Source organism: Variovorax sp. V93 (genome assembly GCF_041154485.1).
Taxonomy (GTDB): Bacteria; Pseudomonadota; Gammaproteobacteria; order Burkholderiales; family Burkholderiaceae_C; genus Variovorax; species Variovorax beijingensis_A.
The window spans coordinates 31,657-58,176 of record NZ_AP028669.1 but is presented as its reverse complement, the minus strand read 5'-3'; the positions used below and the strand labels follow the sequence as shown (position 1 = coordinate 58,176).

Below are 26,520 nucleotides of genomic sequence, written 5' to 3'. Positions count from 1 at the left end.
CCATGTCCTTTTTCTCGTTCCTGCTCGGCGAAAAGAAGAAGACGGCCAGCGTCGCCAAGGAGCGGCTGCAGATCATCCTCGCGCACGAGCGGTCCAGCCTCAGCGGCAAGAAGCGCCCCGACTACCTGCCCGACCTGCAGCGCGAGCTGATGGCGGTGATCTCCAAGTACGTGAAGATCAATGCCGATGACATCAAGGTTCACCTGGAAAAACAGGACGACCTCGAAGTGCTCGACATCAAGATCGAGCTGCCCGACCCGGCACCCTCGCCGGCGCGCTGAAATAGAAAGAACGCGGCGCGGGCGGCATTGCCCCCCACGCCCGCCCACCGCTCAGGGCTGCGCCACGAAGCGCACCACCTGGCGGACCACGTCCTCCTCCTTGAGGATGCGGCGATGCCCCAGTCCCTGCGTGGCCACCAGCCGCGCTCCACTGATCGCGTCTCGATAGGCCTCGGCATCCGCAAAGCGGTTCACCCGGTCGTCGCGGTCATGCACGATCAGCGTCGGCTGCGCGATGCGCGGACCGACGGCCGCCGGCTCCAGTTGCGCCATCAGGATGCCTTCGCGCGCCTCGAACCGCCGCTGCATGGCCTGGCGCGTCGCCTCGCTGAGCCCGAAGGTGTGCGCGAAATAGCGCGTGTATTCGCGCGGCGACGCCGGCGGCGCGAGCAGCACCATCCGCTCGGCCTGCAGGCCCTGCGCGGCCGCCAGCGCCAGCGCGTTGGCTCCCAGCGAATGGGCAGCCACCGCGCGCAGCGCATGGCCGTCGGCCGCGAGCCTGGCAACCACATACGCGATGGCGCGCGCGAACTGCGGCGAGTTGCTCGTCGTGCCCGCGCTGCGGCCATGGGCCGGCAGTTCGAGCAGCACCGGCCGCAGGCCCGCATCGGCCAGCGCCTGCGCGAGCGCCAGCATCTGCCCCGCATGCCCGCCCCAGCCGTGCACCAGCAGCACGACGGGCGCCGATTCCGCACCGAAGTCCTGCGCAGCCAGGTGATAGAGGCCGAGGCCGGCGTTTTCGAAAGCCCAGGCCTCGCGCCGCCAGCCGGCCCCGGGCCCCTGGCCGCGGTAGAGCCACTTGGGCGGCAGCGGCGTGCCGAACACGCGGTAGGCCGCACGCACGCCCAGCGCGGGCCACAGGCGCTGCGAGGCGGTCAGGCCGAAGCGCAAGGCGCGCATCAGGCGGCCCGGGCGGTAGTAGTTCGACTGCGCGGCGTGCGTGGCCGCGGAGGTGGTGGTGCTCGTCATGCAATGGGCTCCTGCGTACGGTCGTTCAGTACCAGACCCAGTCCTCATTGCTGCGCGGCAGGCTGCGCAGCGCATCGCGGGTGGCGTCGGCGCCGATGGCGACCACATAGACGGCAAGACAGAGGGCGATGATCAGCATGGTGTTTTTCCTTTTATCGCACGATCGTGCGAAATTAAGACAAAGAAAGACGGAACGAAATGGCCTGTGCCGTGGCTCAGGCGCGGTAGCTCGAAAGAAGCCGCTGCCAGGTCTGCGTGGCGCGATCGGCGGCTTGGGGGTCGCGCAGGAAGCGCGCGTCGTGCAGCAGGCCCATGATGAGGCCGTTCAGTTCGCTGACCAGCTGCGCCGGGTCGGTGTCGGGCCGCAGCTCGCCGGTTTCCACCGCCTGGAGCACCGTGCGGCGCAGCGCGGCGCGCCAGCGCGTGATCTCGCCGAACAGCAGGTCGCGCAGCTCGCCTTCGCGGTCGTCGTATTCGAAGGCGCCCGCCATGTAGATGCAGCCGGTTTCGGCCTCGATGTCGCGGGTGCGGGCAATCCAGCGCCCGACGATGTCGTTGAGGCGCGCCAGGCCCTTGGGCTTTTGCATGGCCGGCACGAACACGTCGGCCAGGAAGCGGCGGCCGTATTCCTCGATCACCGCCTTCTGCAGCGCTTCGCGCGAGCCCACGCGCGAGAACACGCCGCTCTTGGAGAGCGCCAGGCGGCTGGCCACGGCCTGCAGCGTGATGGCCTCCAGGCCTTCGGCCAGCGCAAGGTCCATTGCCGCGCCGACGATGGCGGCGCGGGTGAGTTCGCTTTTCTGGGTCTTGGCGTCCATGCCGGCAACTTTAGCACAGTCGTGCGAAATTGCAAATTCGCTGGCTGCGGCATCGGCAGCAGGTCTGCACAGATGTTTTGCTCATGTGAAACCAACAAACGCATCGTTCCCCGCATGAGCGCTTGTGCCGAGAATCGCCGCTCGGCCCGCCGCGGGCCTGTGCCTTCTCCTCCCGATCTTCTCCGCGCCAGATGAACTTCCAACAACTGCGCTCGGTACGCGAGGCCGTTCGTTGCGGCTTCAACCTGACCGAAGTCGCCCATACCCTCCACACCTCCCAGCCGGGCGTGAGCCGGCAGATCCGCGAGCTGGAGGAAGAGCTCGGCATCGAACTCTTCGTGCGCGCCGGCAAGCGGCTCACCGGGCTCACGGAGCCGGGCGGCCACGTGCTGCCGATCATCGAGCGCATGCTGATGGAGAGCAGCAACCTGCGCCATGCCGGACAGGAGTTCGTGGCGCAGCAAAGCGGCCTGCTCTCGGTGGCGGCCACGCATTCGCAGGCGCGCTATGCGATGCCGGTGGCGGTGCAGGAATTCCGCGCGCAGTTTCCCAACGTGAAGCTGCACCTGCACCAAGGTTCGCCCAGGCAGATCGCGCAGATGCTGATCGACGGCGAGGCCGACGTGGGCATTGCAACGGAGGCGCTGGGCGACTATCCCCAGCTGGTGGCCCTGCCCTGCTACCGCTGGACGCATTCGGTGATCGTGCCGCCGGGCCACGCGCTGCTCGATGCGCCGCTGACGCTCGAGGCGCTCACGCGCCATCCGCTGATCACCTACGACACCGGCTTCACCGGCCGCTCGCGCATCGACGAGGCCTTTGCGCAGCACGGGCTCGAACCCAACATCGTGCTGGCCGCGATGGATGCCGACGTGATCAAGACCTACGTTCAGCTGGGCATGGGCGTGGGCATCGTGGCCGGCGTGGCCTACGAGACGGAGCGCGACACGCAGCTGCGCGCGCTCGATGCGGGCCGGCTCTTCGGCATCAACATGACCAAGCTCGCGGTTCGCCGCGGCAACTACCTGCGCAAGTACGTCTACGCCTTCATCGAGTCGTTCGCACCCACGCTGACGCGCGCGGTCGTCGAAAAGGCTCTGGGCGATGAAGCGAAGGGATCGCACTACGAAATCTAGGGCCCGCGCAACGTCTTCGGCGCCTGCAGCAACAGGTTTTAAAAAGATGCGCGCCGCTTCACACAGGGGGCGTACATTCGGGTTAATTCCTTGGCTTCCCGGAACGGATCAGCAATGGCATCGACCCCGCAGCAGCAACAGAAAACAAGGGCCGCCCTGAAGGCCGCCGACGCCGCCGAACGGCGCGAGCGGCTGAGGCGGGCATTGCCCGCCACGGTGGAGCTGCTGCAGAGCCGCCAGGCGGACCGCATCGACGACAGCGACATCGAGGCCTACGTGAGCCTGAACTGGCTCGAATGGCACGGCGGCGGCCTGCGGCTCACCATCACCGGGCGCAATGTCTGCGCCCAGTCGCTGCCCACGGTGGTGGCCTGAGAGCCTCGCGCCCGCCAAAGCAAAAGACCGCCACAGGAAGCCCCGCGGCGGTCTTGAAATGTCCGGTGCGCAGCAGCCTGCGCGCCCGGCCGGTTACTGGCTGCCCACGATGATCTGCGCGATCACGCCGGTCGCAATGGCCGCGAGCACGTAGTCGCCGCCCACGCCCACCCACTGGTAGCCGCGCGGCGGCTGCTGCAGGCGGTAGGCGCGCCAATCGTTCACCACGTAGTTGCGGCCACGGTATTCATGGGGCACGCGCCCGCCGCGACGCCACTCCGCATGCGGCTGGGGGTAGCCGGCGCGGTCGAACTGCCGGCCCGGCCGATAGTCCTGGCGCCCGTAGCGGTCGCCGCGACGATCGTCGTCGTGCCGGTCGAACCGGCGGTCCTGCTGTTCGTAGCGGCCGTTGCCTCGATCGTTGCCGCGGTCATGATCGCGATCGTGGCCCCGGTCCTGTGCGAAGGCACTTCCCGCTGCCATGCACATCGCGAGCGCCGCAGCAGCGACGGCCATGCTCTTTGACTTGATGATCATCTGGAACTCCTTCGTGTTGATGACGAGTCCATTGTCAGTGGCGCTTGTGTCCGCCCTGCACGCATCAGGTCGCGGTCAGGTGAAATCAGGTAAGTGCTGGTATCGCGGCGGCGCGTTGTCCTTCAAGCCGGGTTTCGCGGTACCGATTTGCGCCCGGCCCGGGGCTCTGGCGACAATGGGCCTGCAAAGCAGCAGAGGCGTGGAGGCGCCATTCATCAACATGCGTGACAAGATCATTGGTGCCATCGGCATCGTGTGGGGCGGGGGCATGCTCCTGAAGTGGCTCATGTCGGGGCCGCCTGCCGGAATCGGCGGCTATCAAGGCGGTCAGACCGCCGGTGCTCTCCTGGGCGCCGTCATGTTGGTCGCGGGCCTGTACCGCTTCTTCAAGCGTCCGGATTGAGCGAAGGCGCAGGCAGGCGATTCCTGGACTGCGTTTAAGCTCGCGCGCAGCATGAAGCGACGACACCTCCTCCACCTGCTGGCCGGCCTGCCCGCAAGCGCCGTGCTGGCCGCCTGCGGCAAGCGCAAGCCCTCCGCTGCCGCACTGAAAGCCGACGCCCGCGTGCTCGCACTGGGCGACAGCCTGACCTTCGGCTACGGCGCGCCGCCCGAGGCCGCCTGGCCCGTGAAACTCGGCGAGCTCACGGGCTGGCAGATCGAGAACGCGGGCCTCAATGGCGACACCTCGGCCGGCGCGCTGGAGCGCCTGCCGCCGCTGCTGGCCGCCGCCAGCTACGACGCGGTCCTGATCGGCATCGGCGGCAACGACATGCTGCGCGGCGTGCCGCCCGCGGCCACGCGCGACAACCTCGCGGCCCTTGTCAGCCAGGCGCGCGCACACGCCGCACGTCGCGCTGCTGGCCACGCCCTCGCCCGACGCGATGCGCGCGGCTGTCGGGTCGCTGAGCGATGCGTCGTTCTACGAGGAGGTGGCGAAGTCAGGGCAGGCGCTGCTTGTGCCCAATGTGTATTCGAGCGTGCTGTCGGACGCATCGCTGCGCTCCGATCGCATCCATGCCAATGCCGAAGGCTATGCCCGTGTTGCGCAGCAGCTCGCCGACCAGTTCAAGGCTGCGGGCTGGCGCTGAGGACCGCAAGGCTCAGGCGGCCTGCAGCAGGTCGACGTAGGCCCCCTGCACGAGCTGCCCGGACGCAATGCCCAGTTGCGCCATGAGCGCATGCGCTTCGGCCGTGCCAGCCTCGGCGGACTCGCCTTCTTTCAGCACCACCTCGAGTTCGAGGAACTCGCCCAGCCCTTCCACGCGGTCGAGGTGCACGCGCGTGCGGCCCACGATGAAAAGCCGGCGCTGCTTGCGCACGCGGCCGGCCTGGCCCCAGGCGAGCGTGAGCGATTCGCGCAGCGCATCGGGCGTGGTGGTGGGCGAGATCAGGTAGAACGATTCCTTCGGGCCGCTGCTGTTGGCGCGGCGATAGAAGATCAGCTCGGCGCGGTCGGGCGCGAAGGTGCGCAGCTTGAGGCGGTCGGCGCTGTTTTCGCAGCGGAAGAAGGTGTCGTCCTGCGCGATTTCAATGGGGCCTGAATCGGCGAGCTTCGCGGCGATGGATGTCACGCGTTCCACGCTGTCGATGCGGGCCTTGATCTCTATGTTTCTTGCCATTCCGGTTGGCCTGCCTCGCCGCGGCGGCTCTCGCTCAGGGCGCGCTGCCCTGCGGCCCCACAGGCGGCGGCGCGGTGCGGCCGCTCGAACCCGGCGCGAGCTTGCGTCCGAAGGCTTCGCCCACCCTGCGCACCGGCCGGCTGGCTTTTTCCGAAACATTGTTGACGCCGCGCCGCGTCGCGTCCTCGGCGCGGTCGATGCCGCGGCCGGCGGCGTTGGTGCCGCGCTGCACGCTGTTCACGACCTTGCTGTCGCGCGGCGGCGGCTTGAGCGTATGCGCCGGTTGCGCCGTGGGCGGACTGTCGGCGCTCTGCGCGTGAACAGCAGCGGCAGACAGCAGCAGGAGTGCGGCGCTTGTCGCGGCCAGTGCGAATGCACGGGCAGGCATTTTCTTCGTCGTCATGATGGGCTTCCTTCTTCGTCGTTGGGCTCGGCTGCGTCTGCCGCTGCGGCGCGTGCCATGCGTTCGCTCTTCCAGTAGACGTCGTCGCCGCCGTTCATCCGGTTGAGCACGCGCGCGAGCACGAAGAGCAGGTCGCTGAGCCGGTTGAGATATTGGCGCGGCGCATCGTTGAGTTCGGCCGTCGCGCCGAGCGCCACCACCGCGCGCTCCGCCCGCCGCGCCACCGTGCGGCACACATGCGCGAGCGAGGCCGCGCGCGTGCCCGCGGGGAGGATGAATTCGGCCAGGCGCGGCAAGGCCGCGTTGTGCTCGGCCAGTGCGTTGTCCAGCTGCAGCAGCGCGTCGGCCTTCAGCAGCGTGTAGCCCGGCATCGAAAGCTCGCCGCCCAGGTTGAAGAGCTGGTGCTGCACGTCGACCAGCAATTCGCGCACGGGCTCCGGCAGGGGCTCGCACAGCAAGAGGCCGATCTGCGAGTTGAGTTCGTCCACGTCGCCCATCGCGTGCACGCGCAGGTGGTCCTTGGGCACGCGGGTGTTGTCGCCGAGGCCGGTGGTGCCGTCGTCGCCGGTGCGGGTGGCGATCTGCGAAAGTCGGTTGCCCATGGGAGCTCCTGGTTTAGCCGGCGATGGCTGCCTTCGATGCGTCGATCTTGCCGGCCAGCCATTGCAGGCCCGCCAGATGCTGCTGGTCGTGGCTGCAGAGGTAGTGGACAAGGCTGCGCATCGTGAGCGGCCCATAGCCTTCGAACACGGCCGTGCGCGCAAGTTGCACCTCCGTCAGGTTCGAGACGATTTCCATGGTCCGGGCACGCGCGATGCGGAATTCAGCCAGCACCTTTGCCGCATCGGCCATGCCATAGGCGCGCGCAATGGCGAGCGGCTCGCTGTCGATCGAGGCCAGCGTCGGATGGCTTTCTTCCAGCGTGCGGCGAAAGCGCACGTGATAGCCCTCGACCTCGATGTCGCGCACATGGCAGAGCTGCTCGATGGCCGTGAAAGCCTCGCTGGGCACGCCCTCCCACGAGGGCGGCGCCCAATGCCGGAACGCGTCGGGAATGGCCGCATAGTGGGCTTCGAGCTGCGAAGGGAATGCGGCGAGCGCAGCGAGGGTCGTAGGGTTCATGGCTTTTTCCGAAGCGCATTATGGTGCTCGCTCCGTAAAATGGCCGGACAGAGCCCCCGCTCCCCTTTCACGACCAGGAGACGCCCGATGAACGCCCCGACCCAAACCTCGCACCTGATGCCGGAGCTTCATCTGCGCGACGTGCCCGACAGCCTGATCGAGGGCCTGAAAGCGCGCTTCGGCAGCAACTGTTCCACGGCCATGGCCGTGCGCACGCAGCATGGCCGCGACGAGTCCTCGTTCGACGCGCCGCCGCCGTCTGCGGTGGTATTTGCCGAAAGCACGCAGGACGTGGCCGATGCGGTGAAGCTCGCGAGCGAGCACAGCGTGCCGGTCATCCCCTTCGGCGTCGGCTCGTCGCTCGAAGGCCACCTGCTCGCGGTGCAGGGCGGCATCAGCATTGACGTCTCGCGCATGAATAAGGTGCTGTCGGTCAATGCCGACGACCTCACCGTCACCGTGCAGCCCGGCGTCACGCGCAAGCAGCTCAATGACGAGATCAAGAGCACGGGCCTGTTCTTTCCGATCGATCCGGGCGCGGACGCCTCCATCGGCGGCATGACCGCCACGCGCGCGAGCGGCACGAACGCGGTGCGCTACGGCACCATGCGCGAGAACGTGCTCGCGCTCGAAGTGGTCACGGCCGGCGGCGAGGTCATCCGCACCGGCACGCGCGCGAAGAAGTCGTCCGCCGGCTACGACCTCACGCGCCTCATGGTGGGCAGCGAAGGCACGCTGGGCGTGGTGACCGAGATCACGCTGCGCATCTATCCTCTGCCAGAGGCGGTATCGGCCGCGATCTGCTCGTTCCCGAGCATCGAGGCCGCGGTGCGCACCACCATCGAGACCATCCAGCTGGGCGTGCCGATCGCGCGCGTGGAGCTGATCGACGTGAACACGGTGCGCATGGTCAACACCTACGCCAAGCTGAACCTGCGCGAAGAGCCGATGCTGCTGATGGAATTCCACGGCTCGCCGGCCGGCGTGAAGGAACAGGCCGAGACGGTGCAGGAGCTCGCGAGCGGCCACGGCGGCAAAGCCTTCGAATGGGCCAGCACGCCCGAAGAGCGCACGCGCCTGTGGACCGCCCGGCACAACGCCTACTTTGCGGCCGTGCAGTCGCGCCCCGGCTGCCGCGTGATCTCGACCGACACCTGCGTGCCCATCTCGCGCCTGGCCGACTGCCTGCTCGACTCCGTGGCCGAGGCCGATGCCAGCGGCATCCCCTACTTCCTGGTCGGCCACGTGGGCGACGGCAATTTCCACTTCGGCTATCTGCTCGACCCGAACATTCCCGAAGAGCGCGTGAAGGCCGAGGAACTGAACCATTCGCTCGTGAGCCGCGCGCTGGCACTCGAGGGCACCTGCACCGGCGAGCACGGCGTGGGGCTGCACAAGATGGACTTCCTGGTGACGGAAGCAGGCGTGGGTGCGATCGACATGATGCGCACGATCAAGCGCGCGCTCGACCCGAAGAACATCATGAATCCCGGGAAGATCTTCGCGCTCTGATCCTTCGAAAGCGCCCGTGAAAAAGCCCGGCGGCTCGCAAGAGCCCCGGGCTTTTCTGTTGCTGGGCGTGCGCCCTGCGGCCTACTTGCGGCGGCGCGTGGGCGCCGGCTGCTCGGCCGGCACGTAGGTCTGCGACGGCGCCGCGCCGCCATCCACGCCCAGGCGGCCGCCGCCGCCCAGGCCCTGGCCGCGCACCGTCTGCGCCTTGTAGCTGCGCAGCGAACGCACCATCTGGTTGAAGGCGTCCATGAAGGCCGCGGCAATCACCTTGCCTTGCGCCGTGTTGGTGTAGCCGCCGAGGCCGCCACCGGCACTGCGGCCGGCGACGGCACCGAAGGCGCCGAAATCGGTCTTGGAGGCGCTGCCTTCCGAGGCCGCGACCTGCACACCCGAGCGGTTGTCGATGAGCGTCAGGAGCGCGCTGGCTTCCTTGGTCTGCAAGCTGCCGCCGACGGCCGCCAGGGCGCGGCCCCGGCCGCCGCCCACCAGTCCGCCCAGCGCGCCGCCGATGCCGCCGGCATCGCTGTTGCTGAACACGATCTCGGGCGACAGGCCGTAGTCGGACGCCACCATCTGGCCGCGGCCGAAGTTGCTGCCGCCGCGCATTTCGCCCGACTGCATGAGCGCGCGCTCGCGCGTCATCGCGTTCATGCCGGCCGCGCCGCGCTCGACCACCACGAAGCAGTTCGACTGCTGCACCAGCAGGCGCAGCAGGTTGGCCGTGGGCGGCAGGCGGTATTCGCCCGTGAGAATGGTGTACCAGCCGGCATTGACGTTCTCGATCAGCGAGACGGTACCGAGCGGCGATTCGCAGCGCTCGAGCTGGCTGCTTTCGCCGGCGGTGGCGGAACCTGCCGCGCTGCCCGTGGCCATGGTCTTGGCCGACTGGCTGCCCATCTGCATGTCGGTGGTCACGCAACCGGTCAGCAGCAGAGCGCCCACGGCCACGGCCGCGAACGGAAACTTTGTCCTGAACTTCATGATGAACTCCCTCTCCTCGAGATCTGGTGTTGAAACGTCAGCGGCGAGGATACGCGTAAAAGATTGCAAGAATCAATCACGCGAATGTCCGACTGGACGCCTCCGCGCCTAGGCCGTTCGGCGGATGCGCTCGATCAGCCCGTTGAGCGCCTCGATGGAGCCGAAGTGGATGGCCAGCTCGCCGCTCTCCTCCACCTTGCCGCCGCGCTTGCTGCGCTTCTTGATGCGGACCTCGACTTCGGCGGTCAGCAGGTCGGCCAGTTCCTCTTCCACGCGCTGCAGGTCGCGCGACTTCTCCCCATCGTTGCTGCGGCGAGACGGCGTGAGGGTGAACTCGGCCGCCAGCCTTTTCACCAGCGCCTCGGCTTCGCGCACCGACATCTTCTTGGCCGCAATCTGGTTGGCGGCGGTGATCTGCGTGCCGCGGTCGAGCGAGAGCAGCGCGCGGGCATGGCCCATGTCGATGTCGCCCGCCATCAGCATCTGCTGCGCCGGCTCGGCCAGGTTCAGCAGGCGCAGCAGGTTGCTGGCCGCGCTGCGCGACCGGCCCACGGCCTGTGCGGCAGCTTCGTGAGTGAGCCCAAACTCTGAGACCAGGCGTTGCAGGCCTTGGGCTTCTTCGAGCGGATTGAGGTCTTCGCGCTGGATGTTCTCGATCAGCGACATGGCCGCCGCGGCCTCGTTGGGCACATCGCGCACCAGCACCGGCACGCGGTCCAGGCCCGCGAGCCGGGCAGCGCGGAAGCGGCGCTCGCCTGCGATGATTTCGTACTCGGCGTTCTTGGCGGCGGCCGATTCGGCATCGAGCCGGCGCACCAGGATCGGCTGCATGATGCCCTGCGCCTTGATGCTCTCGGCCAACTCGTACAGCGCACCTTCGTCCATGCGGGTGCGCGGCTGGTAGACGCCCGCCACCATCTCGTCGAGCATCAGCGTGTTCGGATTCTGCGCGGCGGCGCTCTCGTCGGCGCCGCTGGGGTCGGCGGACGGCGCGGCCGTCGGGCCGAGCAGCGCTTCGAGGCCGCGCCCCAGGCCCTTGGGTTTCTTGGTCGCCATCAGTGCGTGTCTTTCGAGATTTCGTTCAATAGTTGCCGGCCCCGGGGCCAGTCGCCCAGGCCGGATTCGGCGTTCAGGTGGCCGCCCGCACCGGCGTCCACGAAGCGCGCGCCCCAGTCGGCGGCCATCTGGCGCGAGCGCGCGGCCTCGCAGTAGGGATCGTCGTTGGCGGCGATCAGCACCGAGGGAAAGGGCAGCGGCTTGCGCACGATGGGCGCCCAGCCCGGAATCAGCTGGCGCAGGTCGTCGCGTTCGAGGTCGCCGGGCGCCACCAGCAGCACGCCCCGCACCTTGTGCGTGTTGCGGGAATGGGCGGCCCAGGCCGCGACGAGGATGCATCCCAGGCTGTGCGCCGCGAAGACCACGGGGCCGGGCGCCGCCAGCACCTCCTCCTCGAGCCGCGCGGACCAGTCACCGCGCAGCGGGCGCATCCAGTCGTGCTGTTCGACGCGGTGGTCGCCATGGACCGACTCCCAGCGGGTTTGCCAATGGCCGGGGCCGCTGTTCTGCCAGCCCGGCAGCAGGAAGACACGGGACGCTGCCATCAGAAGCTTTTTTCGCCCGAATCGGGGCCACCCGCCGGCGACAGCACGTCCTCGGGAACGGCCAGGTTGGGCGGCGCGACCGGCCCGACCGGGGCAATGGGAGGCGCAACGGCCCCGGATGCGAAGGCGCTGGCGGGCGGCATTTTCTCGACCAGTTCCTTGGCAAAGGCAACGAAGGCCTGGCTGCCGCGCGCGGCCGGATCGAACACCACGCCCGGCAAGCCATAGCTGGGTGCCTCGGCCAGCCGCACGTTGCGCGGAATCACGGTGTCGAACACCTTGTCGCCGAAGTGGGCCTTGAGCTGTTCGCTCACCTGCTGCTGCAGCGTGATGCGCGGATCGAACATCACGCGCAGCAGGCCAATGATCTGCAGGTTCTTGTTGAGGTTGGCGTGCACCTGCTTGATGGTGTTGACCAGGTCCGTGAGCCCCTCGAGCGCGAAGTACTCGCACTGCATGGGCACGATCACGCCATGCGCGGCGCACAGGCCGTTGAGCGTCAGCAGGCTCAGGCTCGGCGGGCAGTCGATCAGCACGAAATCGTACTCGGCGCCCACCGTCGCGAGCGCGGTGCGCAGGCGTTTTTCGCGGCGGTCGAGCGCCACCATCTCGACCTCGGCGCCGGCCAGCTCGCGGTTGGCGCCCAGCACGTCGTAGCCGCAGCCGCCTTCCACCAGCTTGTCGGCCTTGACGCGCGCCTCGGCCACCGAAGCCGACTCGAGCAGCACGTCGTACACCGTGAGCTCCAGCTGGCGCTTGTCGATGCCCGAACCCATGGTTGCATTGCCCTGGGGATCGAGGTCGATCATCAGCACCCGCTGGCCCACCTTGGCCAGCCCGGCGGCCAGGTTGACGGTGGTGGTGGTCTTGCCGACGCCGCCCTTTTGGTTGGCAATGCAGAAAATCTTGGCCATATGAGAATCAGCGGGAAATGGCGAGCTTGATGCCGAAGGCGATCAGGAAGACGCCCGCGAGCTTTTCGAGCCTGCCCGAAATGCGCGGATTGGCGCGGATGCGCTCGGCCAGAAAGTGCGTGAGCAGCGTCGAAGTGAGGCCGTAGAGGAAGGTCAGCGCAGCAATCGTCAGCGCCATGGCGCCGAAAGTGACCACGCCCTGGTGGCGCGCCGGGTCGACGAACAGCGGGAAGAAAGCCATGTAGAACACGATGGCCTTGGGGTTCAGCAAGGTGATGGCCAGGGCCTGGCGCATGAAGTGGCTGGGGCGAATGTTCAGGATGGGTGCCGCGCCGGGCTTGGCCAGCAGCATCTTGGCGCCCAGCCATGCGAGGTAGATGGCGCCCAGCCATTGCACCGCCTTGAACGCGGCCGGATAGGCCCCCAGCACAGCCGCCACGCCCGCCACCGCCGCCCACATCAGGAACTGGTCGCCGACGATCACGCCCAGCGTGGCCGCCAGGCCGCCACGGATCCCGCCTTTGCTGGTCGAGGTGATCAACGCGAGGTTGCCCGGACCGGGAATCAGGAGAAAGAGGACGATGGCGGCGACGAATGCGCCGTAGTCAGCAATGCCGAACATGGGATTTGCCTCGAGAAGGAGAGCCAGGGGGAGGCGTCGAGTCTAAGCGAGGCCGGCCCGGCGAGGATCGTTCGGCACCGGCTTTCACCGGTGCGGCGGCCTCTTTTTTGGCGATTCAGGCCGCTTCCTGGCGCGCCCAGACGATGCAGCGCTCGGCGCCCAGGCCAGGAACAGTCAATTGTTCCACGTGAAACACTGCGATACCTTGGGGCAAGGCAGCGAGTTCATCGGTGGGTACCTTGCCCTTCATGGCCAGCCAGACGCCGCCCGGCGCGAGCAGGTGCCTGGACCCGTTGAAGAAATCAGGCAGCGAGGCAAAGGCCCTGGAGCTGATGACTTCATAGCTGCCCGTCAGCGATTCGACGCGCGCGTGCAGGCCGCGCAGATTGGGCAATCCGAGTTCGGCTGCCACCTGTTGGACGAAGGCCGCCTTCTTGGCCACGGCATCGAGGCAGCTCACCTCGAGATCCGGCCGCATGACGGCAATCACCACGCCCGGCAGGCCGCCCCCGGAACCGACGTCGAGCAACTTGCCCTTCCCTGCCCATTCGCGCTGCAACGGCGCCACGGCCGCCAGGCTGTCGAGCAGATGGTGCGTCAGCACGCTGGCCGGTTCGCGCAGCGCCGTGAGGTTGTAGACCTTGTTCCACTTGAGCATCATCGTGCCGTAGGCCAGCAGCTGTTCCGCCTGCGCATCGCTCAAGGCCGTGCCCAGGGCTGCCGCGCCCTGGCGCAGCGTGTCGATGGGCGCGCTCATTGGGCGGGCTGCGATTCAGCAGCCGCTTCCGAGTCTGCATCGCGGTTGAATGCCTTGTGGCCGCCTTTGCGCAAATGGATCATCAGCAGGGAAATGGCGGCCGGCGTGACACCCGAAATGCGCGATGCCAAGCCCAGGGTTTCAGGCCGGTGCTCGTCGAGTTTCTGCCGAACCTCAAAGCTCAGCGCCTTGACCTGGCTGTAGTCGAAGTCCGCCGGCAGGCGCAGGTTCTCGAAATGCGCGGCGCGCTCCACTTCGTCGTGCTGGCGCTCGATATAACCCGAGTACTTGGCCGAGATTTCGATCTGCTCGATCTCGGTTTCAGTGAGTGCAGCCCCTGCGCTGTACTTTCCGCCGTCCAGCGACATCAGCGTCTGGTAGTTCACATCGGGCCGGCGCAGCAGGTCGGCCAGGTTGTATTCATGCTCGATGGCCTTGCCGAGCACGCGCTCGGATTCGGACGCCGGCAGGTTGCGCGGATTCACCCAGATCGACTTGAGTCGTTCTGTTTCACGTGAAACAGTGTCGCGCTTGCGGCTGAAAGCATCCCAGCGCGCGTCGTCCACCAAGCCCAGCTTGCGCCCTGCTTCCGTCAGGCGCATGTCGGCGTTGTCCTCGCGCAGTTGCAGCCGGAATTCGGCACGGCTGGTAAACATGCGATACGGCTCGGTCACGCCCTTGGTGATCAGGTCGTCGACCAGCACGCCCAGGTAGGCCTCGTCACGGCGCGGCAGCCACGCCTCTTCTCCGCGGCATTGGAGCGCGGCATTGATGCCGGCAAACAACCCCTGAGCCGCCGCCTCTTCGTAGCCGGTGGTGCCGTTGATCTGCCCGGCAAAGAACAGGCCCTTGATCGAACGCGTCTCGAAACTGCTCTTGAGTTCGCGCGGATCGAAATAGTCGTACTCGATGGCGTAGCCGGGTCGCAGGATGTGGGCGTTTTCAAGCCCGGGCATCGAGCGCACGAGCTGGTACTGGATGTCGAACGGCAGGCTGGTCGAGATGCCGTTGGGGTAGTACTCGTTGGTCGTCAGGCCTTCGGGCTCGAGAAAGATCTGGTGGCTTTCCTTGTCGGCAAAGCGGTTGATCTTGTCTTCCACGCTCGGGCAGTAGCGCGGACCGACGCCGTCGATCTTGCCCGTGAACATCGGGCTGCGGTCGAAGCCCGAACGGATGATGTCGTGCGTGCGCGCATTGGTATGGGTGATCCAGCACGGCATCTGCTGCGGATGCATGTCGACCCGACCCATGAAGCTGAACACCGGCATCGGCCCTGCCCCGCCCGGCATGCCGTCGCCGGGCTGCTCGGTGCACTTCGAGAAGTCGATGCTCCGGCCGTCCAGGCGCGGTGGTGTGCCGGTCTTCAGGCGGCCCTGCGGTAGCTTGAGTTCCTTGAGCCGCGCCGACAGGCTGACCGCCGGCGGATCGCCCGCGCGTCCGGCTTGGTAGTTGTCCAGGCCCACATGGATGCGACCATCGAGAAAGGTCCCCGCGGTGAGCACCACGGTGCGCGCACGAAAGGCAATGCCCACCTGCGTGACGGCGCCGACCACGCGGTCGCCCTCCACCATCAGGTCATCGACGGCTTGCTGGAACAGGCTCAGGTTCGGCTGGTTCTCGAGGCGGCGGCGAATCGCGGCCTTGTACAGCACGCGGTCGGCCTGCGCGCGGGTGGCGCGCACCGCCGGCCCCTTGCTCGAATTGAGAATACGGAACTGGATGCCCGCCTCGTCGGTCGCAATGGCCATCGCGCCGCCCAGCGCATCCACCTCTTTCACGAGGTGGCCCTTGCCGATGCCGCCGATCGATGGGTTGCAGCTCATCTGCCCCAGCGTCTCGATGTTGTGGGAGAGCAGCAACGTCTTGGCGCCCATGCGTGCGGCGGCAAGCGCGGCTTCGGTGCCGGCATGGCCACCGCCGACGACTACACAATCGAATTCTTCGGGGTACAGCATTTGAAAGAGGGGGCGCACTACTGACGCGTGCGCTGCGCAAAGGGGGCACCGATTTTAATCGGGGGTGCCGCTTTGCGTCCGAAATGCGGGCAATATGGTTAATCGCGCCTGAATCACCCCGGACCCAGCCGACCCCTCTTGTATCCTGGATAGTTTGCTATTATTTTAATAGCAACAATGCGGCATTCAGACGCGCCGCCGGCGCGAGCGGTACTCTGGAAGCTGCCAGTGGCTCTGCGTCACGAGCAGCACACGCACCACGCGATGGGCCGGGCTTTGCAGCAGCAGTCCGAGCGGACGGGCCCGCGGCCAGACAGGTGCCGGATGCTGCATCAGTCGATCACCTTTTTCACTGCGCCGATCCCCAGTGCCGCCAGGACCACGAACACCACCGCCAGGACCAGGAACAACCCGAACAGCAGCTTCGCGATGCCGGCTGCGCCTGCCGCAATGCCGCCGAAGCCCAGCACCCCGGCCACCAGCGAGATCAAGGCAAAAATAATCGCGTACTTCAACATCTGAAAACTCCTTGCGGCGAGCCTCGCCCACCGTGCGGGGGAGCTTAGGAACCGGCCGCAGCCGCCCCGATAGTCGCCCCGCGCGAGCGGCCGTAGGACAAACGCCCAGCGGGCAAACCCGCTAGCATCCCCGTTGGTCCATGGATCGATTCCCGCTATCCATATTCCCAATATTGGAGATTTCTTCGCATGAAGCTGTATTACTCGCCCGGTGCCTGCTCCCTCTCGCCCCATATCGCGCTGCACGAGGCAGGCCTTGCCTTCGAGCCCGTGCTGGCCAGCACCAAGACCCACAAGCTGCAGGACGGCACCGACTACTACGGCATCAACCCGCTGGGCTACGTGCCCATGCTCGAACTCGACGACGGCACGCGCCTGCGCGAAGGCCCGGCCATCGTGCAGTACATCGCCGACCTGGCCCCGACGAAGAACCTCGCACCGGCCGCCGGCACGCTGCAGCGCTACCGCCTGCAGGAGTGGCTGACCTTCATCGGCACCGAGATGCACAAGGGCTACAGCCCGCTGTTCAACCCGAACATGCCCGAAGAAGCCAAGGCGATCTTCAAGGACAAGCTCAAGTCGCGCTATGGATGGCTCGACGGGCAGCTTGCCGACAAGTCCTATCTGATGGGCGACCAGTTCAGCGTGGCCGACGGCTACCTGTTCACCGTCACCAACTGGGCCAAGTCCACCGGCGTCGACATCTCGGGCTTCGCCAATCTCCAGGCCTGGCATGCGCGCGTGGCTGCTCGTCCCGCCGTCCAAGAGGCGATGAAGGCCGAAGGCCTGCTGAAGTAAGAAGAAGTCGGCAGAAGCTCGCAAGAGTCGCAAAGCGGCCCGTCCACCCGCAGGAAAACCCGGGCTGCTCTCAGCCACAAGCCGGCAAGGGCGAGGCGCGCGCGCGTGAGCATCGACGGGCAGCACATCGATGGGGCAGATCCTGCCCGCGATGCCCGTGCGCGTGGGGACGGAACTGCTCGCATTTGCAGCGGCCTGAACGCCTAGCAGCAATCGGACAACCGTGCGACAGCAGGTTTGGCCGCCCAGGTTTAGCCTCGCGTCCTCCGTCCCACTCTTTGACGTTCCGCCATGCCCTCCCTTTTCGATCCCGTACAAGCCGGTGACCTGCAGCTCGCCAACCGCGTCGTGATGGCGCCGCTCACGCGCAACCGCTCGCCCAACGCGATTCCCCAGGACATTGCCGCCACCTACTATGCGCAGCGCGCCAGCGCCGGCTTGCTCATCACCGAAGCCACTGCCATCAGCCACCAGGGCCAGGGCTATGCCGACGTGCCGGGCCTCTACGGCACCGAGCAGCTCGACGCCTGGAAGCGCGTGGCCGATGCGGTGCATGCCAAGGGCGGCAAGATCGTGGTGCAGCTCTGGCATGTGGGCCGCGTGTCGCACAGCGAACTGCAGCCCGGCGGCGGCAAGCCTGTCGCGCCTTCGGCCATCACCGCCAGGACCAAGACCGTGCTCATCAAGGAGGGCGTGCCGACCTTCGTCGAAACCTCCGAGCCGCGCGCGCTCGACGCCGAAGAACTGCCCGGCATCGTCCACGCCTATGCGGCCGCCGCGCGCAACGCGGTGGAAACCGCCGGCTTCGACGGCGTGGAACTCCACGGCGCCAATGGCTACCTGCTCGACCAGTTCCTGAAGGACGGCAGCAACAAGCGCACCGACGACTACGGCGGCAGCATCGAGAACCGCGCCCGCCTGCTGCTCGAAGCCACGCGCGCCGTGGTCGACGCGGTCGGCGGCGGCAGGACCGGCATCCGCCTGTCGCCCGTCACGCCGGCCAACGACGTGCACGATTCCGATCCGCAGCCGCTCTTCACCTACGTGGTGAAGCAGCTCGCTCCGCTCGGCCTGGCCTACATCCACATCATCGAAGGCGCCACCGGCGGCCCGCGCGAGATCGAGGACCGTCCCTTCGACTACGAGGCGCTCAAGGCCGCCTACCGCCAGGCCGGCGGCAAGGGCGCATGGATGGTCAACAACGGCTACGACAAGCCGCTCGCGGACCAGGCCGTCAAGGAAGGCGACGACCTGGTCGCCTTCGGCAAGCCCTTCATCGCCAACCCCGACCTGGTGCGCCGCCTGCGCGAGAACGCGCCGCTCAACGCCGTGGACAAGGCCACCATGTACGGCGGCGGGGTCAAGGGCTACACGGACTATCCGACGCTGGACTGAGTCCCTCGCGGCCGCGGCGGGGCCCTGGCAAGATGCGGCGGCGGACCCAACCGCCGCAGGAGAAAAATGCATGGCCCGCATCGAACAGCGACTCGCAACGCTCGGCCTCGTGCTGCCGCCGCCGGTCACGCCGCCGCCCGGCGTGGTGCTGCCCTTCGCCTTCGTGCGCATTGCCGGGCGCCGCGCCATCGTCTCGGGGCACGGTCCGCTGAATGCCGACGGCACCATTGCCGCCCCGCTCGGCAAGCTGGGCCGCGAGCTGACGGTCGAGCAAGGCTATGCGGCGGCGCGGCTCACCGCACTGGCCATGCTCGGCAGCCTGCAGCGCGCACTCGGCGACCTCGACCGCATCACCGCCTGGACACGCCTGTTCGGCATGGTGGCCTCGGCACCGGGCTTCGACAGGCAGCCCGCCGTCATCAACGGCTTCTCGGATCTCGTGCTCGAGCTCTTCGGCCCGTCGATCGGTGCGCACGCGCGCAGTGCCGTCGGCATGGCGGAGCTCCCGTTCAACATCCCCGTAGAGATCGAAGGCGAAGTGGAGTTCGAGTCGCGCACTCGCATCTCCCCGCGCAAGCCGGCGAAGGCCTGAACGCCGCGCCACCTCAGGCAGCGCGCGCCGCGCCCGTACCACCCGCATCGGCGACAGTGCCCGCGCGGAGCTCCGCGAAGGTAATGCTCACCCGCAGCCCCGTGGGCTCGGCCGCATCGAGCCGCAGATCGGCGCCCAGCAGCTCCGAATAGCGCGCCACGATCGACAGGCCCAGGCCCGAGCCCTGCCCCAGCTTCTGGCCCGCCGGGCCCTGCGCCCAGCGCTGCATCAGGTCGCGCTGCGCTTCCAGCGGAATGCCGGGGCCGTCGTCGATCACGCTCAGGGTGCGGCCCGCCAGCTCGACGGTGATGGTGCGTCCGCCGTAGCGCAGCGCGTTGTCGATCAGGTTGTCGAGAATGCCCTCGACCAATGCTTCGTTCGCAAGCACCGTCACGCGCTCGTCGAGGCCGCGCGCACCCAGGTCGACGCCGTGCGCATCGGCGCGCGCGAGGTGCCGCAGCACCGTCTGCTCGGCCAATATGTCGAGACGCACCGGCTCGCGCGCAAGGCCGGTCCGCGCCTCGTCCGCGAGCGCGAGCGCCAGCAGCTGGTCGATGAGATGGCTCGCGCGGGCCTGGCGCTCGGCCACGCGCGCGAGCTGCTCGCGCCACACGGTGGAGTCGTGCTGCGCAAGCCCGTATTCGGCCAGTGCGCGAATGCCCGCCAGCGGCGTGCGCAGCTCATGCGCCACGTTGCCCGCGAACTCGCGCTGCGCACGCACGCTGTGGTTCAGGCGGTCGAACAGCGCATTGACCGCATTGCCCAGGCGCTGCACCTCGCGCGAGGTGCGCACCACCGCGACCGGAGAGAGGTCGTGCACATCGCGGCGGTCCAGCGCCTGCTGGAGTTCGCCGAGCGGGCGCAGGTCGCTGCGAATGCCATGCCAGAGCCATACCGCGAGCAGTATCAGCAGCAGCACCTGCGGCGCCAGCGCATAGCCGAGCAGCCGCTGCACCAGCGCCGCGCGGCTCAGCGTGGTCTGCGCAATCACCACCCGGTAGGGCATCAGCCGGTCAGGCTCGGTGACAGGCTCGAGCACCACCGCGCGCAGGACCTTGCCTTCGTAATTCACGTCCGAAAAGCGATAGTGCGCGCCAGCCGCCGGCAGCGGTGCTTTCAGGCCCGCCTGGCCCGAGATCAGCGTGCCGTCGAGCCGCTGCACCGCAAAGTAGATCTTGTCGACCTGGTCGAACAGCACCGTGGCCACTTCGCGCGGCGTGAGCAGCAGCTCGATGCCGCGCTCGCCCGCCTGCACGTTGGCCGACAGCGCATAGGCGTCGTCGAGCATGGCGCGGTCGAAGGCCTGCTCGGAAAAATAATTTGCGATGACCAGCGCGATCACCGCGCCCACCATCCACGTGAGCGCCAGCGGCACCAGCACGTTGCGCAGCACGCGCCGCGTGAGCGAAGGCGCTGCCTTCGATGGCGCGGGCGCGGCCGGATGCGTACGGCTCACACTTCGGCTTCGAGCAGGTAGCCGATGCCGCGCAGCGTGCGGATGCCCGCGCCCGAGCCGGCCAGCTTCTTGCGCAGCCGGGAGATGAAGGCCTCCAGCGCGTTGTCGCCCAGCGATTCGTCGAAGCTGGAGAGCTTGTCGGACAGGGCCCGCTTGCTCACCGTGCGGCCCGGCGGGCTCATCAGCTCCCACAGCACCTCGAACTCGCGCGCCGGCAGGTCGAGCGGCCCGCTTGCGGTGGAAAAGCGGCGTGCCTTGCGGTCCAGCTTGAGCTGGCCCAGCAGCACGATGTCTTCGGTGCCCTTGGCCCGCCGCACCAGCGCGCGCAGCCGCGCCTCGACCTCGGCCAGATCGAAGGGCTTGCCCAGGTAGTCGTCGGCACCGGCATCGAGGCCCGCGATGCGCTCCTCGGTGCGGCCGCGCGCCGTCAGCACCAGCACCGGCGTGCGGTCGCCGCGCGCACGCGCCTGGCGCAGGACGTTGAGGCCGCTCGCCAGGCCGCTGGTGGGACTGGCCGTAGCCGGCAGGTTCAGGTCGAGCAGCACCGCATCGAAAGGCTGCACGCGCCAGAGGTGGTCGGCGTCCTCGATGTTGGTCGACACGTCGACCCGATGGCCGGCATCCGCAAGGCTGCGCAGCATCACGTCGCGCAGCACGGCATCGTCTTCGACAAGCAGGATTCGCATGGTGTGTATGGTGGTTTGAAGTGCCTATTCTTGCGCGAAGGAGGGTCAGCGGCCGGTCAGCACACCCCGGCGATAAACGCGCCATGAGCATACGACAGCAACCTGCGGCACGGGTCTCTTTCCAGGCCGCAGCGACAACGCGATGAGCGCCCGCGATCCCTCCGATCTCCTGAGCGTGGTGCACCCCGCAGTGCGGCGCACGGCCATCGTGCTGCTGCATGGTTTATGCAGCACACCTGACGAGCTCCTGACCGTGCAATCGTCCCTGCGCGCGAGCGGCTACCCAGTGCATCCGATGCGTGTCGATGGCTACTCCTTCGATGCCGCCGCACCGGTGCAGCAGGCCCTGCCGTACGAACGCTGGATCGACGCCATCGAGGCACGGGTGAAGGCGCTGCGCACGCAGCACGAGCGCGTGATGCTGGTGGGCATCTCGGCCGGTTCTTCTCTGGCGCTCGGCGCGGCCATCCGCTGCGGCAGCAGCGTCGATGCGCTGGTGCTGATGTCGACCACGCTGCGCTTCGACGGCTGGGCCATGCCGCGCACCCAGGTGCTGCTGCCGCTGGCCTTCTACACGCCGCTCGGGCGGTTCTGGCAATACCGCGAACGCCCGCCCTACGGCGTGAAGAACGAGCGCGTGCGCGCCTGGATCGAGCGCGAGCTGCGCCACCGCAAGGTGTCGAGCGCCGGCAGCGCGGTGATCGGCGTGGGCCACCTGCGCGAGCACGACCGGCTGATCCGCCACGTGAGGCGCAACCTGCACCGCGTGCAATGCGGCAGCGTGCTCGCGCTGCATGCACGCGAGGACGAGGTCGCCAGCCTCGCCAATCTCGACATCCTCGCGCGCGGGCTTCGCTGCGGGACGTTCCGCAGCGTGGTGCTCGCCAACAGCTACCACATGATCACGATCGACAACGACCGCCACCAGGTGGTGCGCGAAACCTCCGCCTTCGCCGATGCCGTGGCCCATGGCACGCCCGAAGCCATCGGCGCCCTGCCCGCACGCTCCTTTGCCGCCTGAAAGAAAGCACGCCATGCCCTCTTCTTCTTTTTCCTCTTCTTCGCCCGTCTTCAACAGCATCGCAGCCATCCTGGTGAACCAGTTCGACGTGGCACGCGACGACATCGCGCCCGGAGCCGCCTTGTCCGAGCTCGGTCTCGATTCGCTTTCGCTGATGGAGTTCGTGTTCGCGGTGGAAGACGCCTTCCATCTTCGCCTGCCCGAAGACCGGCTCGATCCGCGCGAGGCCGGCATCACGCTCGGCCGCCTGTGCGAGGCGATCGAGGCCGAGATCGACTGCAAGCTCGATTCGCCGATGGCCGTGCAGGCGTGAGCGGCGCGCGCGTTCACGTCACGGGCATCGGCTTCATCACACCGCTGGGCTGCACCGCCGAGTCGTTCGACGACGCACTGTTCAACGGACGTTCCGCAGTGCGCGCGCGAACGCTCGAGATCGAAGGCCTCGATCCGGTCGAACTGGCCGTGGCCGCCTGCGATTTCGATGCGGCCGCCGTGCGCAGCGGTTCGCGCCTGCCGCTCGATCGAGGCACCGCGATGGCTGTCGCGGCCGCGCGCGATGCCGCCGCGCAGGCCGGGCTCCGGTCCGGCAGCGTCGACCCCGAACGCCTTGGCATCTTCTGGGGCAGCGGCCTGGCCGGCGCCGGCAGCTTCGACGACACCACGCGCGCGCTCTACGGCGAGCGACGCCGCATGCGGCCCACGACAGTGCTCACCGTGATGCCCAACGCAGCGGTGGCGGAGCTCGCACTGCAGTTCGGCGCACAGGGCGCGGCGATTGCGTATGCCTGTGCCTGCGCGTCGTCGGCCGTGGCCATCGGCGAGGCGATGCGCGCCATCCGGGGCGGCTGGATCGACACGGCCATCGTCGGCGGACACGAGGCCATGCTCACGCCGGGCGTGATGGCCAGCTGGCATGCGATGCGCGTGACGGCGCCGCCGCCGCCCGGTGCACCCGGCAGCGCCTGCCGGCCATTCTCGGGCGACCGCGCAGGCTTCGCACTCGGCGAAGGCGCGGCTGCGCTGGTGCTCGAATCGGAGGCGCATGCCAGCACGCGAAGCGCCGTCCGTGCCTCTTCGCTCTTTCTGGCGGGCTATGCCACCAACTGCGACGCCACGCACATCACCAATCCCGATCCCGCCGGCCAGGTGCGCGCCATGCGCGCGGCACTGCGCGATGCGGGCATCGAGCCCGCGCAGGTCGGCCACATCAATGCACACGGCACCGCCACCACCGCGGGCGATGCGGCCGAGGCTGCGTCCATCCGCGGAGTGTTCGGCCGTGCCACGCCCGTGAGCGCCACCAAGGCCATCCACGGCCATGTGCTGGGCGGCGGCGGCGCGATCGAACTGGTGACGGCGCTGCGAACGCTGGCGCAAGGGGTGCTTCCGCCGACGGCCAACCTTCGGGTGCCCGACGCAGCCTTCGACGTCGACTTCGTGCTCGGCGAGGCGCGCGAAGCCCGCGACCTGCGCTACGTGCTTTCCAATTCGTTCGCGTTCGGCGGCACCAACGCCGTGCTGGTCGCGGGCCGCGCCATGGACCGCTGAGGAGCGCAACGACGGACTGGGTATGCTGGCGCTTTCGTCGCCGCATCCGCAGAAAATCCGTCATCCATGCGCAGGCTCGCCACCCCCCAGGACCTCGAAGCGGTCTTCTCCATCTACATGCACGAGAGCGTGGTCCCGTTCCTGGGCTACGACCCCATGCCGCTCGATGAATTCCGCGCCATCTACAAGGAGCTGGTCGACAGCCGCAGCTTCTATGTCTATGAAGCCGATGGCCGCGTCGCAGGCTTCTACCGCGCGACGCGCTACCCGGGCCGTGCGCGGCACGTGGCCTGTTTCGGCACGCTCGCGGTCGATCCGTCGCTGCACGGCAAGGGCATTGCGCAGGCCATGGTGAGCGATGCCATCGCCAGGCTCAAGGCCGAGGGGGTCAAGCGCATCGAGCTCTATGCCGAGAGCGACAACGCGCCGGGGCTGCGCTTCTACGAGAAGCTGGGCTTCGAGTACGAAGGCACCCTGCGCAAGTTCTACAAGCGCGCCGGCCAGGCCGACTACATCGACGACCACCTGCTGGCGCTGCTGATCGACTGAGATCGACGGGGAGGGCTCAAGGCTTCCAGCGCCGCAGCAGCAGCGCATTGGCCATCACGCTGACGCTCGACAGCGCCATCGCCGCACCCGCCACCACCGGGCTCAGCAGCCCGAAGGCGGCCAGCGGAATGCCGGCCACGTTGTAGGCAAAGGCCCAGAACAGGTTCTGCCGGATCTTGGCCACCGTGCGCGCCGAGAGCTCGAGCGCTTCGGCCACGAGCGACAGGTCGCCGCGCATCAGCGTGATGCCCGCCGCTTCCATCGCCACGTCGGTGCCGCCACCCGCAGGCGCCATGGCAATGCCCACGTCGGCCGCGGCCAGCGCGGGCGCATCGTTGGCACCGTCGCCGATCATCGCGACCACCTGGCCGTTCTTCTTCAAGGCGCTGACCTGCGCTGCCTTGTCGGCGGGCAGCACCTCGGCGCGCACGTCCTCGGCCGCAATGCCGAGCCGCGCCGCCATGGCCTGCGCGGCGCGCAGGTTGTCGCCCGAGATCATCACCACGCGCAGGCCGCGTGCATGCAACGTGCGGATGGCTTGCGCGGCCTCGGGCTTGGGCTCGTCGGCAAAGGCCAGCAGCGCCTGCACCCGGGCAGCACCCGGCGCGTCGAAACGCAGCAATGCGGATACGGTGGCACCCTGCCCGTGCAGATGCTCGAGCTGCGCGGCGTCGATCACGGCGCCGAGCTCCGCGCACCAGCGCAGGCTGGCAATGGCCCAGGGCTCGCCATTCACCAGACCGCGCACGCCGCGGCCAGGCATCGCCTGCATCGCATTCAGTGGCGGTGCCTGCACGCCGCGCTGTGCGGCAGCCGCCATCACGGCACGCGCCAGCGGATGCTCGCTGCCGCCTTGCAGGCTGGCGGCGGTTGCGAGCAATGCGGCTTCATCGCTGCCGCCCGCCACCGGCACCAGCGCCGTGAGCACCGGCCGGCCCAGCGTCAGCGTGCCGGTCTTGTCGAAGGCCACGGTGCCGACGCGGTGCGCAAGCTCCAACGCCCGCGCGTCCTTGATGAGGATGCCGCGGCGCGCCGCCACACCGGTGCCGGCCATCACGGCAACCGGCGTCGCAAGGCCCAGCGCACAGGGGCAGGCAATGACCAGCACGGCCACCGCATGGATCATGGCAACCTCGATGCCGGCGCCCGCAAGCAGCCATCCCGCCAGCGTGGCCAGCGCAATCGCCAGCACCACCGGCACGAACACGGCCGCGACCTGGTCCACCAGCCGCTGGATCGGCGCCTTGGCCGCCTGCGCGTCCTCGACCAGGCGGATGATGCGCGCCAGCACGCTCTCGGCACCCACCGCGCGCACCTCCACGACCATGCGGCCGTCGCCATTGACCGCGCCGCCCGTCAATGCGTTGCCAGGTCCCTTCGGCACCGGCAGCGGCTCGCCCGTGAGCATCGATTCGTCGACCTCGGACTGCCCCTCGATCACGCGCGCATCGGCGGGCACGCGTTCGCCCGGACGCACCGCGAGCCGGTCGCCCACCATCACCTCGGCCAGCGGCACGTCGCTTTCGCCGCGCGGGCCGACCAGATGCGCGGTTTCGGGCCGCAACTGCTGCAGCGCGCGGATCGCCGAAGTGGCCTGCCGCTTGGCGCGCGCCTCCAGCCACTTGCCGAGCAGTACCAGCGTGATCACCACTGCCGAGGCTTCGAAATACAGATGCGGCACGCCGCCGTGCCCCGCATGCACGCCCGTGGCCGCGCGCCACCAGAGCCAGAGCGACAGGCCGAATGCCGCACTGGTGCCGAGCGCCACCAGCAGGTCCATGTTGCCGGTGCCCGCCTTTGCTGCATGCCAGCCTGCGCGATAGAAGCGCGCCCCGAGCCAGAACTGCACCGGCGCCGCCAGCAGCAGCTGCAGCCAGGGCGGCAGCATCCAGTCCTGCCCGAAGGGTTGGCCGAGCATCGGGGCGAGCAGCGGTATCGACAGCAGCAGTCCGATGGCCACGGGCGCGAAACCGTGCCAGGGCGACAGCGCAGCCGCCTCGTCGGCCGCGCTGCTGGCCGCGAGCGGCTCGTAGCCGGCGGCACGCACGGCACGGCGCAGGCGGGCATCCAGGTCCTCGCCGCCAGCGGCGGTCACGCGCGCCGATTCGGTGGCGAGGTTCACGCTGACCTCCTGCACGCCCGGCACGTTCCTGAGCGCGCGTTCGACGCGCATCACGCAAGAGGCGCAGGTCATGCCGCCGACGGAAAGATCCAGGGTGCTCATCGGGTCGTTCAGGTTGTGCAGCAGATTGTCCATGCCCCGAGGCTAAAGTCTCACATCATGGCAAGGTCAAGCCGGGGTACGCAGTGTCCCTGCGCTGGACATTGACATCATGAGAAGGTTCAAACTGG

31 protein-coding genes and 1 pseudogene are annotated in these 26,520 nt (G+C 68.2%); 14 read left to right on the top strand and 18 right to left on the bottom strand.

Annotation, left to right across the window (positions count from 1 at the left end):
* Positions 1 to 2: 2 nt before the first annotated feature.
* The gene (minE, locus tag ACAM54_RS00310; RefSeq protein ID WP_012745230.1) at positions 3 to 281 is read left to right on the top strand and encodes a cell division topological specificity factor MinE; all 279 of its coding nucleotides are present in this window, start codon (positions 3 to 5) and stop codon (positions 279 to 281) included.
* Positions 282 to 332: 51 nt separating this feature from the next.
* Here the strand turns inward: minE and ACAM54_RS00305 are convergent, their stop codons facing one another.
* Positions 333 to 1,250: an alpha/beta fold hydrolase gene (locus ACAM54_RS00305; protein WP_369649422.1), complete on the bottom strand. Its 918-nt coding sequence runs from the start codon at positions 1,248 to 1,250 to the stop codon at positions 333 to 335.
* Between the two features lie 215 nt (positions 1,251 to 1,465).
* Positions 1,466 to 2,068 carry a TetR/AcrR family transcriptional regulator gene (locus ACAM54_RS00300; RefSeq protein ID WP_145738839.1) on the bottom strand — a complete coding sequence of 201 codons (603 nt, stop codon included), beginning with the start codon at positions 2,066 to 2,068 and terminating at the stop codon, positions 1,466 to 1,468.
* A gap of 191 nt (positions 2,069 to 2,259) precedes the next feature.
* Here ACAM54_RS00300 and ACAM54_RS00295 point away from each other — a divergent pair, with 191 nt between their 5' ends.
* Positions 2,260 to 3,204 (top strand): CysB family HTH-type transcriptional regulator, encoded by a 945-nt coding sequence (locus ACAM54_RS00295; protein WP_145738840.1) that lies wholly within the window; start codon positions 2,260 to 2,262, stop codon positions 3,202 to 3,204.
* A 114-nt stretch (positions 3,205 to 3,318) separates the two neighbouring features.
* Positions 3,319 to 3,579 (top strand): hypothetical protein, encoded by a 261-nt coding sequence (locus ACAM54_RS00290; RefSeq protein WP_012745225.1) that lies wholly within the window; start codon positions 3,319 to 3,321, stop codon positions 3,577 to 3,579.
* Positions 3,580 to 3,672: 93 nt separating this feature from the next.
* Here ACAM54_RS00290 and ACAM54_RS00285 read toward each other — a convergent pair whose 3' ends face one another.
* Positions 3,673 to 4,116, bottom strand: a complete 444-nt coding sequence (locus ACAM54_RS00285) for an RcnB family protein (protein ID WP_145738842.1) — start codon at positions 4,114 to 4,116, stop codon at positions 3,673 to 3,675.
* Here ACAM54_RS00285 and ACAM54_RS00280 point away from each other — a divergent pair.
* From ACAM54_RS00280 to ACAM54_RS00270, 3 genes and pseudogenes are all read left to right on the top strand, one after another.
* The gene (locus tag ACAM54_RS00280) at positions 4,094 to 4,519 is read left to right on the top strand and encodes a hypothetical protein (RefSeq protein ID WP_369649421.1); all 426 of its coding nucleotides are present in this window, start codon (positions 4,094 to 4,096) and stop codon (positions 4,517 to 4,519) included. The two genes, ACAM54_RS00285 and ACAM54_RS00280, sit on opposite strands and share 23 nt — an antisense overlap.
* A 51-nt stretch (positions 4,520 to 4,570) precedes the next feature.
* Positions 4,571 to 4,909: pseudogene (locus ACAM54_RS00275) on the top strand (GDSL-type esterase/lipase family protein); the annotation flags it as partial.
* Between the two features lie 28 nt (positions 4,910 to 4,937).
* Positions 4,938 to 5,207 (top strand): hypothetical protein, encoded by a 270-nt coding sequence (locus tag ACAM54_RS00270; RefSeq protein ID WP_369651020.1) that lies wholly within the window; start codon positions 4,938 to 4,940, stop codon positions 5,205 to 5,207.
* Positions 5,208 to 5,219: 12 nt separating this feature from the next.
* On the opposite strand, the gene ACAM54_RS00265 is transcribed toward ACAM54_RS00270, so the two are convergent.
* The 4 genes from ACAM54_RS00265 to ACAM54_RS00250 are packed head-to-tail and all read right to left on the bottom strand — an operon-like array spanning position 5,220 to position 7,263.
* On the bottom strand, positions 5,220 to 5,738 hold the full coding sequence (locus tag ACAM54_RS00265) for a class IV adenylate cyclase (RefSeq protein ID WP_369649420.1): 519 nt from the start codon (positions 5,736 to 5,738) through the stop codon (positions 5,220 to 5,222).
* A 34-nt stretch (positions 5,739 to 5,772) separates the two neighbouring features.
* A complete protein-coding gene (locus ACAM54_RS00260) occupies positions 5,773 to 6,141 on the bottom strand; it encodes a hypothetical protein (protein ID WP_145738847.1) in 369 nt (122 codons plus the stop codon).
* Complete coding sequence (locus ACAM54_RS00255) at positions 6,138 to 6,743, bottom strand: cob(I)yrinic acid a,c-diamide adenosyltransferase (RefSeq protein WP_192324778.1); 606 nt, start codon at positions 6,741 to 6,743, stop codon at positions 6,138 to 6,140. Before ACAM54_RS00255 ends, ACAM54_RS00260 begins: the two co-directional genes overlap by 4 nt.
* A 13-nt stretch (positions 6,744 to 6,756) precedes the next feature.
* Complete coding sequence (locus ACAM54_RS00250) at positions 6,757 to 7,263, bottom strand: DinB family protein (protein WP_209500401.1); 507 nt, start codon at positions 7,261 to 7,263, stop codon at positions 6,757 to 6,759.
* 87 nt (positions 7,264 to 7,350) lie between these two features.
* Between ACAM54_RS00250 and ACAM54_RS00245 the strand changes: the two genes are divergently transcribed.
* Entirely contained in the window at positions 7,351 to 8,775 is a 1,425-nt protein-coding gene (locus ACAM54_RS00245; RefSeq protein WP_369649419.1) for an FAD-binding oxidoreductase, read from the top strand.
* Between the two features lie 81 nt (positions 8,776 to 8,856).
* Here the strand turns inward: ACAM54_RS00245 and ACAM54_RS00240 are convergent, their stop codons facing one another.
* The 8 genes from ACAM54_RS00240 to ACAM54_RS00205 form a co-directional block, all read right to left on the bottom strand.
* Entirely contained in the window at positions 8,857 to 9,756 is a 900-nt protein-coding gene (locus tag ACAM54_RS00240) for a CsgG/HfaB family protein (protein ID WP_369649418.1), read from the bottom strand.
* Between the two features lie 108 nt (positions 9,757 to 9,864).
* Entirely contained in the window at positions 9,865 to 10,812 is a 948-nt protein-coding gene (locus ACAM54_RS00235; protein ID WP_369649417.1) for a ParB/RepB/Spo0J family partition protein, read from the bottom strand.
* Positions 10,812 to 11,357 (bottom strand): RBBP9/YdeN family alpha/beta hydrolase, encoded by a 546-nt coding sequence (locus ACAM54_RS00230; protein WP_369649416.1) that lies wholly within the window; start codon positions 11,355 to 11,357, stop codon positions 10,812 to 10,814. Before ACAM54_RS00230 ends, ACAM54_RS00235 begins: the two co-directional genes overlap by 1 nt.
* Positions 11,357 to 12,271: a ParA family protein gene (locus ACAM54_RS00225; protein ID WP_012745213.1), complete on the bottom strand. Its 915-nt coding sequence runs from the start codon at positions 12,269 to 12,271 to the stop codon at positions 11,357 to 11,359. The genes ACAM54_RS00230 and ACAM54_RS00225 overlap by 1 nt, the downstream gene beginning before the upstream one ends.
* Positions 12,272 to 12,278: 7 nt before the next feature.
* The gene (locus ACAM54_RS00220) at positions 12,279 to 12,893 is read right to left on the bottom strand and encodes a LysE family transporter (protein ID WP_369649415.1); all 615 of its coding nucleotides are present in this window, start codon (positions 12,891 to 12,893) and stop codon (positions 12,279 to 12,281) included.
* Between the two features lie 115 nt (positions 12,894 to 13,008).
* The gene (gene rsmG / locus ACAM54_RS00215) at positions 13,009 to 13,650 is read right to left on the bottom strand and encodes a 16S rRNA (guanine(527)-N(7))-methyltransferase RsmG (RefSeq protein WP_369649414.1); all 642 of its coding nucleotides are present in this window, start codon (positions 13,648 to 13,650) and stop codon (positions 13,009 to 13,011) included.
* Positions 13,647 to 15,605, bottom strand: coding sequence for a tRNA uridine-5-carboxymethylaminomethyl(34) synthesis enzyme MnmG (gene mnmG / locus ACAM54_RS00210; RefSeq protein ID WP_369649413.1), 1,959 nt, complete (start codon positions 15,603 to 15,605; stop codon positions 13,647 to 13,649). The genes rsmG and mnmG overlap by 4 nt, the downstream gene beginning before the upstream one ends.
* A 332-nt stretch (positions 15,606 to 15,937) precedes the next feature.
* On the bottom strand, positions 15,938 to 16,123 hold the full coding sequence (locus tag ACAM54_RS00205) for a DUF1328 family protein (RefSeq protein ID WP_145738865.1): 186 nt from the start codon (positions 16,121 to 16,123) through the stop codon (positions 15,938 to 15,940).
* A 189-nt stretch (positions 16,124 to 16,312) separates the two neighbouring features.
* Here ACAM54_RS00205 and gstA point away from each other — a divergent pair, with 189 nt between their 5' ends.
* The 3 genes from gstA to ACAM54_RS00190 all read left to right on the top strand — a co-directional run bounded on the left by gstA (position 16,313) and on the right by ACAM54_RS00190 (position 18,908).
* Positions 16,313 to 16,921, top strand: a complete 609-nt coding sequence (gene gstA, locus ACAM54_RS00200) for a glutathione transferase GstA (protein WP_145738867.1) — start codon at positions 16,313 to 16,315, stop codon at positions 16,919 to 16,921.
* Between the two features lie 291 nt (positions 16,922 to 17,212).
* On the top strand, positions 17,213 to 18,316 hold the full coding sequence (locus ACAM54_RS00195) for an alkene reductase (RefSeq protein WP_369649412.1): 1,104 nt from the start codon (positions 17,213 to 17,215) through the stop codon (positions 18,314 to 18,316).
* A gap of 70 nt (positions 18,317 to 18,386) precedes the next feature.
* Positions 18,387 to 18,908: a RidA family protein gene (locus ACAM54_RS00190; protein ID WP_369649411.1), complete on the top strand. Its 522-nt coding sequence runs from the start codon at positions 18,387 to 18,389 to the stop codon at positions 18,906 to 18,908.
* A 13-nt stretch (positions 18,909 to 18,921) separates the two neighbouring features.
* Here the strand turns inward: ACAM54_RS00190 and ACAM54_RS00185 are convergent, their stop codons facing one another.
* The gene (locus ACAM54_RS00185) at positions 18,922 to 20,364 is read right to left on the bottom strand and encodes a sensor histidine kinase (protein ID WP_192324786.1); all 1,443 of its coding nucleotides are present in this window, start codon (positions 20,362 to 20,364) and stop codon (positions 18,922 to 18,924) included.
* On the bottom strand, positions 20,361 to 21,050 hold the full coding sequence (locus ACAM54_RS00180; protein ID WP_145738875.1) for a response regulator transcription factor: 690 nt from the start codon (positions 21,048 to 21,050) through the stop codon (positions 20,361 to 20,363). Before ACAM54_RS00180 ends, ACAM54_RS00185 begins: the two co-directional genes overlap by 4 nt.
* Positions 21,051 to 21,192: 142 nt before the next feature.
* On the opposite strand from ACAM54_RS00180, the gene ACAM54_RS00175 reads away from it, so the two are divergent.
* The 4 genes from ACAM54_RS00175 (at position 21,193) to ACAM54_RS00160 (ending at position 24,168) form a co-directional block, all read left to right on the top strand.
* Entirely contained in the window at positions 21,193 to 22,071 is an 879-nt protein-coding gene (locus tag ACAM54_RS00175; protein WP_369649410.1) for an alpha/beta hydrolase, read from the top strand.
* A 13-nt stretch (positions 22,072 to 22,084) separates the two neighbouring features.
* Positions 22,085 to 22,384, top strand: a complete 300-nt coding sequence (locus ACAM54_RS00170) for an acyl carrier protein (protein ID WP_145738880.1) — start codon at positions 22,085 to 22,087, stop codon at positions 22,382 to 22,384.
* Complete coding sequence (locus ACAM54_RS00165; RefSeq protein ID WP_369649409.1) at positions 22,381 to 23,619, top strand: beta-ketoacyl synthase; 1,239 nt, start codon at positions 22,381 to 22,383, stop codon at positions 23,617 to 23,619. The genes ACAM54_RS00170 and ACAM54_RS00165 overlap by 4 nt, the downstream gene beginning before the upstream one ends.
* A 66-nt stretch (positions 23,620 to 23,685) precedes the next feature.
* Entirely contained in the window at positions 23,686 to 24,168 is a 483-nt protein-coding gene (locus ACAM54_RS00160) for a GNAT family N-acetyltransferase (protein WP_145738884.1), read from the top strand.
* A gap of 16 nt (positions 24,169 to 24,184) precedes the next feature.
* On the opposite strand, the gene ACAM54_RS00155 is transcribed toward ACAM54_RS00160, so the two are convergent.
* The gene (locus ACAM54_RS00155) at positions 24,185 to 26,425 is read right to left on the bottom strand and encodes a heavy metal translocating P-type ATPase (RefSeq protein ID WP_369649408.1); all 2,241 of its coding nucleotides are present in this window, start codon (positions 26,423 to 26,425) and stop codon (positions 24,185 to 24,187) included.
* Between the last annotated feature and the right edge of the window lie 95 nt (positions 26,426 to 26,520).